This window comes from Pseudomonas asgharzadehiana (assembly GCF_019139815.1).
In the GTDB taxonomy this organism is placed as follows: domain Bacteria; phylum Pseudomonadota; class Gammaproteobacteria; order Pseudomonadales; family Pseudomonadaceae; genus Aquipseudomonas; species Aquipseudomonas asgharzadehiana.
Genome location: NZ_CP077079.1, coordinates 1,088,978 through 1,101,584, shown reverse-complemented (window position 1 = coordinate 1,101,584; position 12,607 = coordinate 1,088,978). Strand labels below are relative to the sequence as shown.

The window sequence follows — 12,607 nt, the reverse complement described above, 5'->3', positions numbered from 1 at the left end:
GATTGCTCGCTGATGACAATTACAAACAAGGATCGGGATCGTCATGCGCCATACCACCGCTCTCTCCGCAATCTTTGCCACCAGCCTGCTGGCGGTGACCACCATGGGCCAAGCCGCCGACAAGAAGAGCCTGGTGTTCTGCTCCGAAGGCAGCCCGGCAGGCTTTGATACCGCGCAGTACACCACCGCCACCGACAACGATGCGGCCGAGCCGCTGTATAACCGCCTGGTCGAGTTTGAAAAAGGCGCGACCAACGTGATACCTGGCCTGGCGACCAAGTGGGATATTTCCGAAGACGGCCTGACCTACACCTTCCACCTGCGTGAAGGGGTGAAATTCCACAGCAACAAGGAGTTCAAGCCGACCCGGGACTTCAATGCCGACGACGTGCTGTTCACCTTCAACCGCATGCTGGACCCCGACCACCCGTTTCGTAAGGCCTACCCCACCGAGTTTCCGTACTTCAACGGGATGAGCCTGAACAAGAACATCGCCAAGGTCGAGAAGACCGACGCGCATACCGTGGTGATGACGCTGAACACGGTGGACGCCGCGTTCGTGCAGAACATCGCCATGAGCTTTGCGGCGATTCTTTCCGCCGAGTACGCCGAGCAGTTACTCAAGAGCGGCAAGCCCAGCGACATCAACCAAAAGCCGATCGGCACCGGCCCGTTCGTGTTCCAGCGCTACCAGAAAGACTCGCAGATCCGCTATGCGGGCAACAAACAGTACTGGGACCCGAGCCGGGTCCAACTCGATCAACTGATCTTCGCCATCAACACCGACGCCTCGGTGCGCGTGCAGAAACTCAAGGCCGGCGAATGCCAGGTGACCCTGCATCCGCGCCCGGCTGACGTCGATGCGCTCAAGGCCGACCCCAACCTGCAATTGCTGACCAAGCCGGGCTTTAACCTCGGTTACATCGCCTACAACGTGCGCCACAAGCCGTTCGATCAGCTCGAAGTGCGCCAGGCGCTGGACATGGCGGTGAACAAGCAGAGCATCCTGAACGCCGTGTACCAGGGCGCGGGGCAGTTGGCGGTCAACGCCATGCCGCCGACCCAGTGGTCCTACGACGACACCATCAAGGACGCCGCCTACAACCCGGAAAAAGCCAAGGAACTGCTCAAGGCCGCCGGCGTGAAGGAAGGCACCGAGATCACCCTGTGGGCGATGCCGGTACAACGTCCGTATAACCCCAACGCCAAGCTGATGGCCGAAATGCTGCAGAACGATTGGGCCAAGATCGGCCTGAAAGTGAAGATCGTCAGCTACGAGTGGGGCGAATACATCAAGCGCACCAAAAATGGTGAGCACGATGTCAGCCTGATCGGCTGGACCGGCGACAACGGTGACCCGGACAACTGGCTGGGCACCCTCTACAGCTGCGACGCCATCGGCGGGAACAACTACTCCATGTGGTGTGACCCGGCGTACGACAAGCTGATCAAGCAAGCCAAGGTCGTCACCGACCGTGAACAACGGACTGCTCTGTACAAACAGGCGCAGCAATTGCTCAAGCAGCAAGTGCCGATCACGCCTGTCGCCCACTCGACGGTCAACCAGCCGTTAAGCGCCAAAGTCGAAGGCTTCAAGGTAAGCCCCTTCGGCCGCAACGTGTTCTCGGGCGTCAGTATCACCCCATAAGAAAATAACCGGATGACAGCAGAGCCAAACGGCTCTGCGGCAAACGTGCAGCCTTTTATTGGGATTTTTCCTACAGCAAACGTTTGCAATAGCTTGAACGAGTTACACACCCAATAGCCGGTCCACCTAAAAAGACCGGCATAAAAAAGAGAACCAAAGGAGCTTCAACCCATGAAACTGAGCAGCAAAGCGCTTCTGGCCCTGGCCATCAGCAGCATCACGGCCACCGCCTATGCCGAACCCGCCAGCCAGGACTTCGTGCCTACCACGCTGGCCGGCACCAGCGCGCAAAGCGAGGCCAAGGGCTTTATCGAAGACTTCACCCTGGGCGGCACCACACGTAACTGGTACTCCCACGAAAGCAAATACCGTGGCGGCACCTTCTCGTACACAAAACACGGCAAGACTGAAACCGACCGCAACCGTACCAACTGGGTACAAGGCACGATCCTCAACGCCAGCTCGGGTTTCACCCAAGGCACCGTGGGCGTGAAGACCGAAGTGGCGCTGTACAACGCGCTGGTTCTGGATCGCAGCAAGCGTGATATCAAGGGCGGTTCCAACCGCACCCTGGCCGGCTCGGACGGCGATGCAGTCGATCAGTGGAGCAAACTGGGCCTGGCCAACATGCAGTTCCGCGTGTCCAACACCACCCTGACCGCCGGTCGCCAGAACTTCAGCAGCGGCATCGTCGACACCATCGGCAACCGTGCGCTGCCTTCCAGCTTCCAGGGTGTGAGCTTCAACAGCGAAGAGTTCAGCAACCTGTCGTTCCAGGGCGGCATTTTCGATCGCGTTTCGCCGCGTACCGAACAGAGCCTGTCGAAATTCAGCTCCGAATACGGCAATGGCCAGACAACCGACAAGGTCAAGACCCTGGGCTTCAACTACCAGCCGTTCAAGAGCCTGAAAACCAGCGTGTTCGCGGCCAACGTCGAAGACTTCTGGAACCAGTACTACTTCGGCGCCACCCACGAACTGGGTGATGCACAGACCCTGGCACTGACCACCGGCCTGAACTACTACAAGACCACCGACACCGGCAGCAAGAAGATGGGCGACATCGACAACGATACCTACTCGTTGTCCCTGGGACTGACTCACCAGGCTCACAGCCTGACCTTCGCATACCAGGAAGTGAACGGTGACGAGTACTTCGACTACCTGCACGAAACCAACGGCATCTACCTGGCCAACTCCCTGACGTCCGACTTCAACAGCCCGAACGAGAAGTCGTTCCAGGTGGCCTACGCCATCAACATGGCCGAATACGGCGTGCCTGGCCTGAAGTTCAACGTCTACTCGGCACGCGGCTGGGGCATCGACGGTACTCACTACACCGGCACCGCCTACGGCGAAGCTGGCAAGTCGCGCAGCGACTTGCGTTTGATGGATGGCGAGAAACACCAGGAATACGGTGTAGGCGCGGCGTACGCCGTGCAGAGCGGGCCACTCAAGGCCACCGCGATTCGTGCCACCTACGTCGAACACCGTGGCAGCGCTCAACAGGCTGACGGCAACATCAAAGAGTTCCGTCTGGTCACCACCATCCCATTTAAAATTCTTTAATTAGCGCCAGGTAAACGGCGGGCTCAGGACGAGCCCGCCGTCTACGTTTTACTGGTCCCATCGATTGCAGAGGGTTCCGAATGAAAATGCTCCCGCTACAAGCCGCCATGGCTGCCGCGCTGTTGAGCGTGGCGATTGGCGTTTCGGCCAAACCACTGGTGGTCTGCACCGAAGCCAGCCCGGAAGGTTTTGACCCGGTTCTTTACACCACGGCCGTGACCGCTGACGCCGCCGCCGAAACCATGTTCAACCGCCTGGTGGACTTCAAGCCCGGCACCACCGAAGTGGTCCCCGCGCTGGCCAAAGACCTGCCAGAGATCAGCGCCGATGGGCTGACCTACACCTTCCACCTGCGTGACGACATCAAGTTCCACACCACCGACTACTTCAAACCCACGCGCAACCTGAATGCCGACGACGTGCTTTGGAGCTTCCAGCGCCAGCTGGACCCGAAACATCCGTGGCACAACAAGTCCAACGTGGGCTACCCGTACTTTGAAAGCATGGGCTTCAAGGAACTGCTCAAAAGCGTGGAGAAGACCGACGATCACACCGTCGTCTTTACCCTGACCCGTCCTGAAGCACCGTTTTTGGCCGACTTGGCCATGGCGTTCTCCTCGATCCACTCCGCCGAATACGCCGACCAATTGCTCAAGTCCGGCAAGACCGATGACCTGAACGCCAAGCCGGTCGGCACCGGGCCGTTTATCTTCATCCGCTACGCCAAGGACGCCCAGGTGCGCTTCAAGGCCAACCCGGAGTACTTCCGTGGCAAGCCGCCGGCCGATCCGCTGATCCTGGCGATCACCACCGACAACAACGTGCGCCTGCAGAAGCTCAAGGCCAACGAGTGCCAGGTCGCGCTGTATCCCAAGCCGGATGACATTCCGAGCATCAAGAAAGACCCGAACCTGAAAGTCGATGAACTGGCCGCAATGACCACCGCGTACACCGCGTTGAACACCACCCACAAGTACATGAGCGACGCGCGGGTGCGCCACGCGATCAACATCGCGTTCGATAAAAAGGGCTACAACGAATCGCTGTATGGCAAAGGCAACGCCGTCGACGCCACCGGCCCGTACCCACCGACCCTGCTGGGCTTCAGCGACAAGCTGAAAAACCCCGAGCGCGACCTCGCTAAGGCCCGTGCCCTGCTCAAGGAAGCCGGCGTACCGGAAGGCACCGAGTTCACCCTGTTCACCCGTAACGGCGGTGGGCCGACCAACCCCAACCCGCTGCTCGGCGCCCAGCGCATGCAGGCGGACCTGGCGCAGATCGGCCTGAAAGTGAATATCAAGGTCATGGAATGGGGCGAAATGCTCAAGCGTGCCAAAGCCGGCGAGCACGACATGGTCTCGGCCGGTTGGGCCGGTGATAACGGCGACCCGGACAACTTCCTCACGCCGAACCTGAGTTGCGACGCCGCCAAAAACGGCGAAAACTACGCCCGTTGGTGTAACAAAGAGTTTCAGGCCTTGATCGACAAGGCCCGCGCCGACGCTGAACCCCAGGAACGCGCCGCACTCTATCAACAAGCACTGGACGTTTTCGCCAAGGACCAACCCTGGATCCCCATGGCCTACCCGAAAATGTTTACCGCCATGCGTAAAAACGTCGAGGGGTATACCCAAAGCCCTCTGACCACCAATAACTTCGCCACTACCCAGGTGAAGTAAATAAGAAAAACGCTCGGCACCGCCCACAGGGACGGTGCCGGACCTGCCTAACCGGCTGATTGAGGTACACACCAAGATGTTTAGTTTTATTGCGCGCCGATTGGGGTTATTGATCCCCACGTTTTTCGGCATCACGTTGCTCACGTTTGCGTTGATACGCATGATCCCTGGCGACCCCGTCGAAGTCATGATGGGCGAGCGGCGCGTCGACCCCGAGATGCACGCACAGGCAATGGAACGCCTTGGCCTTAACAAGCCGTTGTATGCGCAGTACCTGGATTACGTCGGCAAGCTCGCCCAAGGCGACCTTGGCGAATCGCTGCGCACGCGCACCAGCGTATGGAGCGAGTTCACCGCCCTCTTCCCCGCGACCCTGGAACTGTCCATGGCCGCCCTGTTGTTCGCCGGCATCCTGGGCCTGTTGGCCGGGGTGATCGCGGCATTGAAACGAGGATCGCTGTTCGACCATGGGGTGATGGGCATCTCCCTGGCGGGCTATTCGATGCCGATCTTCTGGTGGGGCCTGATCCTGATCATGTTCTTCTCGGTGAGCCTGGGCTGGACCCCGGTTTCCGGGCGGATCGACCTGCTCTACGACATCGAGCCGCGCACCGGCTTCATGCTCATCGACACGCTGCTGGCTGACGAGCCGGACGCGTTCTTCGACGCCCTGCATCACTTGATCCTGCCGGCCATCGTGCTCGGCACCATCCCGTTGGCGGTGATCGCGCGGATGACCCGTTCGTCGATGCTCGAAGTGCTGCGCGAAGACTACATCCGCACCGCCAAGGCCAAGGGCCTTTCGCCGGCACGCGTGGTGTTCGTACACGGCCTGCGCAACGCGCTGATCCCGGTGCTCACCGTGGTCGGCCTGCAAGTCGGCACCCTGCTGGCAGGTGCGGTACTGACCGAAACGATCTTCTCGTGGCCCGGCATCGGCAAATGGCTGATCGAAGCCATTGGCGCGCGGGACTACCCGGTGGTGCAAAACGGCATTCTGCTGATCGCCTGCCTGGTGATCCTGGTGAACTTCGTGGTGGATATCCTCTACGGCTTCGCCAACCCACGCATCCGTCATCAGCGCTGAGATCATGACCATGACCACACCTACACAAGCGTCGGCAGTCGATCAAAGCCTGCTGTACCCGTCCCCGTACAAAGAATTCTGGCAAGCCTTCTCCAAGAACAAAGGCGCGGTTGCCGGCCTGCTGTTCATGCTGCTAATCGTGTTCTGCGCGATCTTCGCGCCATGGGTGGCACCGCATAACCCGAGCGAGCAGTACCGCGACTTCCTGCTCACCCCGCCGTCGTGGCTCGAAGGCGGGCAGATCCAGTTCCTGCTCGGCACCGACGAACTGGGCCGCGACCTGCTCTCGCGCCTGATCCAGGGCTCGCGCCTGTCGCTGCTGATCGGTTTGTCATCGGTAGTGATGTCGTTGATCCCGGGCATTCTGTTAGGCCTGTTCGCCGGGTTCTTCCCGCGCCTGCTCGGCCCGACCATCATGCGTCTGATGGACATCATGCTGGCCCTGCCGTCGCTGCTGCTGGCCGTGGCCATCGTCGCGATCCTCGGCCCTGGCCTGATCAACACCGTGATCGCCATCGCGATCGTGTCGTTGCCGTCCTATGTGCGCCTGACCCGCGCGGCCGTGATGGGCGAACTGAACCGCGACTACGTGACCGCCGCGCGCCTCGCCGGTGCCGGCCTGCCGCGCCTGATGTTCATCACCGTGTTGCCCAACTGCATGGCGCCGCTGATCGTACAGGCCACCTTGAGCTTCTCCTCGGCGATCCTCGACGCCGCGGCGCTGGGCTTCCTTGGCCTGGGCGTACAACCGCCAACGCCTGAGTGGGGCACCATGCTGGCCTCGGCCCGTGACTACATCGAACGCGCCTGGTGGGTGGTGAGCCTGCCTGGTTTGACTATTTTGCTCAGCGTGCTGGCAATCAACTTGATGGGTGACGGCCTGCGCGATGCGCTGGACCCGAAACTCAAGAACGCCGCCTGAGGAGATTCCCATGTCACTGTTAGAAATCAAGAATCTCAATGTGCGCTTCGGCGACAAAACCGCCGTGCCGGTGGTCGATGGCCTCGACCTGTCGGTCGACAAAGGCGAAGTCCTGGCCATCGTTGGCGAGTCGGGTTCGGGTAAGTCCGTGACCATGATGGCGCTGATGGGCCTGATCGAGCACCCCGGCATCGTCACCGCCGATGCGCTGACCTTCGACGGCAAGGACATGCTCAAGCTGAGCAACCGCCAGCGCCGCCAGATCGTCGGCAAAGACCTGGCGATGGTGTTCCAGGACCCGATGACCGCGCTGAACCCCAGCTACACCGTGGGTTTCCAGATTGAAGAAGTGTTGCGCCTGCACCTGAAGATGTCCGGCAAGCAAGCCCGCAAGCGCGCCATCGAACTGCTGGAAAAAGTCGAAATACCGGGCGCCGCCAGCCGCATGGACGCCTACCCGCACCAACTGTCCGGTGGTATGAGCCAACGCGTGGCCATTGCCATGGCGATTGCCGGCGAGCCGAAGCTATTGATCGCCGACGAACCGACCACAGCGTTGGACGTGACGATTCAAGCGCAGATCATGGACCTGCTGCTGGCCCTGCAAAAAGAGCAGAACATGGGCCTGGTGCTGATCACCCACGACCTTGCGGTCGTCGCGGAAACCGCCCAGCGCGTGTGCGTGATGTACGCCGGCCAAGCGGTGGAAGTCGGCCAGGTACCGCAACTGTTCGACATTCCGGCGCACCCGTACAGCGAAGCGTTGCTCAAGGCGATCCCCGAGCACAGCCTCGGCGCGACACGCCTGGCCACGTTGCCCGGCATCGTGCCCGGCCGTTACGACCGCCCGCAGGGCTGCCTGTTGTCGCCGCGTTGCCCGTATGTGCAGGAAAACTGCCGCACCCAGCGCCCCGGCCTTGATCCGAAAAGCAACAGCCTTGCGCGCTGCTTCTACCCCTTGAACCAGGAGGTGGCGTAATGGCCGTCGTTCTTACCGCCCGCGACCTTACCCGTCACTACGAAGTGTCCCGTGGCCTGTTCAAGGGCCATGCGTTGGTACGCGCGCTTAATGGTGTGTCATTTGAACTCGAAGCCGGCAAGACCCTTGCCGTGGTCGGCGAGTCGGGCTGCGGCAAATCCACCCTGGCCCGTGCGCTGACGCTGATCGAAGAGCCGTCTTCAGGCTCGCTGAAAATCGCCGGCCAGGAAGTCGCCGGCGCCGACAAGGCCCAGCGCAAGCAATTGCGCAAAGACGTGCAGATGGTGTTCCAGAGCCCCTACGCGTCGTTGAACCCGCGCCAGAAGGTCGGCGATCAACTCGGCGAGCCGCTGTTGATCAATACCAACCTGTCCGCCGCCGAACGCCGCGAGAAAGTGCAGGCGATGATGAAGCAGGTGGGCCTGCGCCCCGAGCATTATCAGCGCTACCCGCACATGTTCTCGGGTGGCCAGCGCCAACGCATCGCCCTCGCCCGCGCAATGATGCTGCAACCCAAAGTGCTGGTGGCGGATGAACCGACCTCGGCCCTGGACGTGTCGATCCAGGCCCAGGTGCTCAACCTGTTCATGGACCTGCAACAGGAGTTCAACACCGCCTACGTGTTCATCTCGCACAACCTGGCGGTGGTGCAACACGTGGCCGATGACGTGATGGTGATGTACCTCGGTCGCCCGGTTGAGGTGGGCCCCAAGCAAGATATCTACGCCCGCCCGCTGCACCCCTACACCCAGGCGCTGCTGTCGGCCACACCGACCATCCACCCGGACCCGAACAAGCCGAAGATCAAAATCGTCGGCGAGTTGCCCAACCCACTGAACCCGCCGTCCGGCTGTGCTTTCCACAAGCGCTGCCCGTATGCGACGGCACGCTGCAGCACCGAGGAGCCGCAACTGCGCGCCTTGGACAACCGCCAGGTGGCTTGCCACTACGCGGAGCAGTTTGTGGCCTGACCGCCACAAAAAAGGCTCTGGGTTTTCAATCCAGAGCCTCTCTTGAGTTTTACAGCCCTTCCCATCAGGTTGCGCATCAGCCTGGCGGGAGGGGCTTTCTTTTTGGCGACTTAGCTACCGGATTCCCATGGCTGCTGGAGATCAAAAAAGTGGGAGAGGATCACCCCTCCCACTTTTTTGTTCAGCCGCGCTCAGGAATCAGTGGTGCTCGCGGGTCGCGCGGAATTTCACGTCCGGCCAACGCTCTTCCATCAATGCCAGGTTGACCCGTGTCGGGGCCAGGTAGGTCAGGTGGCCGCCGCCGTCCACCGCGAGGTTTTCCACGGCCTTGTTGGAGAACTCTTCCAGCTTCTTCTTATCGCCGCACTCGATCCAGCGCGCGGAGTACACGGTGATCGGCTCGTAGGAGCACTCGACCTTGTATTCCTCTTTCAGGCGGCTGGCCACCACATCGAACTGCAGCACACCGACGGCGCCGAGGATGATGTCGTTGCTGCGCTCGGGGAAGAACACCTGGGTGGCGCCCTCTTCCGCCAATTGCTGCAGGCCCTGGCGCAGTTGCTTGGATTTGAGCGGATCACGCAGGCGTACGCGGCGGAACAGTTCCGGGGCGAAGTGCGGGATACCGGTGAAGCCCAGCGCTTCGCCTTCGGTGAAGGTGTCGCCGATCTGGATGGTGCCGTGGTTGTGCAGGCCGATGATGTCGCCGGCAAACGCCTCTTCCAGTTGCTCACGCTCGGAGGAGAAAAACGTCAGGGCATCGCCGATGCGCACGTCCTTGCCGGTGCGCACGTGGCGCATCTTCATGCCTTTTTCGTATTTGCCGGAGCAGATGCGCATGAAGGCAATGCGGTCGCGGTGCTTGGGGTCCATGTTCGCCTGGATCTTGAACACGAAGCCGGTGAATTTTTCTTCGACCGGTTCCACCGTGCGCTCATTGGCGACACGGGCCAGGGGTTTCGGCGCCCAGTCCACGACGGCGTCGAGCACATGGTCGACACCGAAGTTGCCCAGGGCCGTCCCGAAGAACACCGGGGTCAACTGGCCGTCGAGGAATTCCTGCTGGTTGAACTCATGGCAGGCGCCCTGCACCAGTTCCAGCTGGTCGACAAAGCGGTCGTACTCGTCACCCAGGTGGGCGCGGGCTTCGTCCGAGTCGAGCTTCTCGATGATCTTGGTTTCGGTGCGTTCGTGACCGTGGCCGGCGGTGTAGACAATGATGTAGTCGTCGGCCAGGTGGTACACACCCTTGAAGTCGCGGTAGCAACCGATCGGCCAGGTGATCGGCGCGGCCTTGATTTTCAGGACCGCTTCGATTTCATCCAACAGCTCGATGGGGTCGCGGATGTCGCGGTCGAGTTTGTTGATGAAGCTGACGATCGGCGTGTCACGCAGACGGCACACGTCCATCAGCGCGATGGTGCGTGGCTCGACGCCCTTACCGCCGTCGAGGACCATCAAGGCCGAGTCCACCGCCGTGAGGGTACGGTAGGTGTCTTCGGAGAAGTCTTCGTGGCCCGGGGTGTCGAGCAGGTTGACCATGTGGTCGCGATACGGGAACTGCATGACCGACGTGGTAATGGAAATACCCCGCTGCTTCTCCATCTCCATCCAGTCGGATGTTGCATGGCGGTCGGATTTGCGCGACTTCACCGTGCCGGCCACAGCGATTGCCTTGCCCATCAGCAACAGCTTCTCGGTGATGGTGGTTTTACCGGCATCGGGGTGGGAAATAATGGCGAAAGTGCGGCGTTTCGCGACTTCGGCGGCCTGGTGGGTCATGGGAAATCGCCTGGCAGGTGAGTCAAAAAAGGGCGGCGAGTATAGCGCAAACGCGAGGGCACGGACCACCGTTGGGCCCATCAGGGGTGGCTAAATGCGCCCAAGTGTGGAACCTTTTAAAAGGTGGAGACGTCCACTCCCCTGCTACCGCACTCGGAACAGGGGCTGAAAAATCAGCAAGTTAGCCTTACGAGGCTGCGCTCATGGCTCGATACATACCGCGTTGCCGGTATCGACGAGCTGCTTTTCGCGACCACACTCAAAGGCAGCCAGCAATGGCATTGCCGCCGGAGAATGTGTTCGCCGACAAAAGAAAAAAGGAGTCCGCCTGTGGCTATTCGCTATGGCAAAGGGCTTATAGGAGGCGCGGTTGTCGTCGCGCTCCTGGCCCTGCTGGTCCACTGGATCGGCATCAACACGATCGAACTGTACCGCGACGATTTGTTGTTTTACCTGCAAGCACATTTGATCCTCGTTCTAGCCTCCATGCTGGCGGCCCTCGTTGTGGGCATCCCCGCCGGTATCCTGCTCAGCCGACCGAACATGGTCGGGCGCGCAGAACGCTTCATGCAGATCTTCAACATCGGTAATACCGTCCCTCCCCTGGCCGTACTGGCCATCGCTCTCGGCGTCCTTGGCATCGGCAGTGGCCCGGCCATCTTCGCGCTGTTCCTTGCCTCCCTGCTGCCCATCGTGCGCAACACCTACGAAGGCCTGAAAAACGTTCAAGGTTCGCTCAAGGAAGCCGCCACCGGCATCGGCATGACGCCGCGCCAGGTGCTGTTTCGCGTGGAGTTGCCCAACGCGGTGCCGATCATCATCGGCGGTGTGCGCGTGGCCCTGGCGATTAACGTCGGCACCGCGCCGCTGGCCTTCCTGATTGGCGCCAACAGCCTGGGCAGCCTGATCTTCCCCGGCATCGCCCTGAACAATCAGCCGCAACTGCTGCTCGGCGCCGCGTGCACCGCATTGCTGGCATTGCTGCTCGACGGTTTGGTGACCATGGCCAGCCGCCTCTGGCTGGAGCGCGGAGTACGCGCGTCTTAAGGCTTGCCCAAGGAAATCACATGAAAAAACTAAGCTTGATATTAGGCTGCGCCCTGCTGCTTGCAGGCATTGCGCAAGCCGCCGAAAAACCCGTGATCCGTATCGGCGCCCGGGTGTTCACCGAACAGACCCTGCTCGCCGAAATCACGTCCCAGTACTTGCGTACCAAGGGCTACGATGCTCGCGTGACCGGCGGCCTGGGCAGCAACCTGGCGCGCAGTGCCCAGGAAAGCGGGCAACTGGATCTGATCTGGGAATACACCGGCGTGTCGTTGGTGGCCTACAACCACATCGATGAAAAACTCGACAGCGAACAGTCTTACGCCCGTGTGAAAGAACTCGACGCGAAAAAAGGCCTGGTCTGGCTGTCGCCGTCGCGTTTCAGCAACACCTACGCCCTGGCGCTGCCGGAGAAAGTCGCCGAGCAACATCCCGAGATCAACAGCATCAGCGACCTCACCAAGGCCATGACGCAAGACACCAAGGAACACCGCCTGGTCGCCCTGGACACTGAGTTCGCCAACCGCTCCGACGGCCTGGCGGGCATGGTCAAGCTGTACGACATGAACCTGACGCGCAAGAACACCCGGCAGATGGACGCTGGCCTGGTCTATACCGCGCTGCGTAACGGCCAGGTGTTCGCCGGTTTGGTCTACACCACCGACGGTCGCTTGAATGCGTTCAAATTGAAGCTGCTCGAAGACGACAAGCACTACTTCCCGGACTACACCGCAGCCCCCGTGATCCGCCAGGAATACCTGGACCAGCATCCGCAGCTGGCCGCCGAACTCAAGCCACTGGCCAACCTGTTCGACGATGAAACCATGCGCCAACTGAACGCTCGGGTCGACGTCGGCCATGAAAGCCCGTCCGCCGTTGCCGCCGACTTCCTGCGCCAACGCCCCATCAACTAAAGAGGAGAA

10 protein-coding genes are annotated in these 12,607 nt (G+C 60.9%); 9 read left to right on the top strand and 1 reads right to left on the bottom strand.

Annotation, left to right across the window (positions count from 1 at the left end):
- Positions 1-103 precede the first annotated feature (103 nt).
- The 7 genes from KSS96_RS04945 (at position 104) to KSS96_RS04915 (ending at position 8,855) form a co-directional block, all read left to right on the top strand.
- Positions 104-1,648, top strand: a complete 1,545-nt coding sequence (locus tag KSS96_RS04945; RefSeq protein WP_370737714.1) for an ABC transporter substrate-binding protein — start codon at positions 104-106, stop codon at positions 1,646-1,648.
- A gap of 171 nt (positions 1,649-1,819) precedes the next feature.
- A complete protein-coding gene (locus KSS96_RS04940) occupies positions 1,820-3,217 on the top strand; it encodes an OprD family outer membrane porin (protein WP_017530131.1) in 1,398 nt (465 codons plus the stop codon).
- Positions 3,218-3,297: 80 nt separating this feature from the next.
- Positions 3,298-4,896: an ABC transporter substrate-binding protein gene (locus KSS96_RS04935; RefSeq protein WP_017530132.1), complete on the top strand. Its 1,599-nt coding sequence runs from the start codon at positions 3,298-3,300 to the stop codon at positions 4,894-4,896.
- A gap of 76 nt (positions 4,897-4,972) precedes the next feature.
- Positions 4,973-5,983: an ABC transporter permease subunit gene (locus tag KSS96_RS04930; RefSeq protein ID WP_026067443.1), complete on the top strand. Its 1,011-nt coding sequence runs from the start codon at positions 4,973-4,975 to the stop codon at positions 5,981-5,983.
- A gap of 10 nt (positions 5,984-5,993) precedes the next feature.
- On the top strand, positions 5,994-6,905 hold the full coding sequence (locus KSS96_RS04925; RefSeq protein WP_017530134.1) for an ABC transporter permease subunit: 912 nt from the start codon (positions 5,994-5,996) through the stop codon (positions 6,903-6,905).
- 10 nt (positions 6,906-6,915) lie between these two features.
- Entirely contained in the window at positions 6,916-7,884 is a 969-nt protein-coding gene (locus KSS96_RS04920) for an ABC transporter ATP-binding protein (protein WP_017530135.1), read from the top strand.
- Positions 7,884-8,855 (top strand): peptide ABC transporter ATP-binding protein, encoded by a 972-nt coding sequence (locus tag KSS96_RS04915; RefSeq protein WP_068938064.1) that lies wholly within the window; start codon positions 7,884-7,886, stop codon positions 8,853-8,855. The genes KSS96_RS04920 and KSS96_RS04915 overlap by 1 nt, the downstream gene beginning before the upstream one ends.
- Positions 8,856-9,053: 198 nt before the next feature.
- Here KSS96_RS04915 and KSS96_RS04910 read toward each other — a convergent pair whose 3' ends face one another.
- On the bottom strand, positions 9,054-10,637 hold the full coding sequence (locus KSS96_RS04910) for a peptide chain release factor 3 (protein WP_017530137.1): 1,584 nt from the start codon (positions 10,635-10,637) through the stop codon (positions 9,054-9,056).
- 294 nt (positions 10,638-10,931) lie between these two features.
- On the opposite strand from KSS96_RS04910, the gene KSS96_RS04905 reads away from it, so the two are divergent.
- Both KSS96_RS04905 and KSS96_RS04900 read left to right on the top strand, forming a co-directional pair.
- Positions 10,932-11,684, top strand: coding sequence for an ABC transporter permease (locus KSS96_RS04905; RefSeq protein WP_263290767.1), 753 nt, complete (start codon positions 10,932-10,934; stop codon positions 11,682-11,684).
- 20 nt (positions 11,685-11,704) lie between these two features.
- Positions 11,705-12,598 carry a glycine betaine ABC transporter substrate-binding protein gene (locus tag KSS96_RS04900; RefSeq protein ID WP_135196376.1) on the top strand — a complete coding sequence of 298 codons (894 nt, stop codon included), beginning with the start codon at positions 11,705-11,707 and terminating at the stop codon, positions 12,596-12,598.
- Positions 12,599-12,607: the final 9 nt, after the last annotated feature.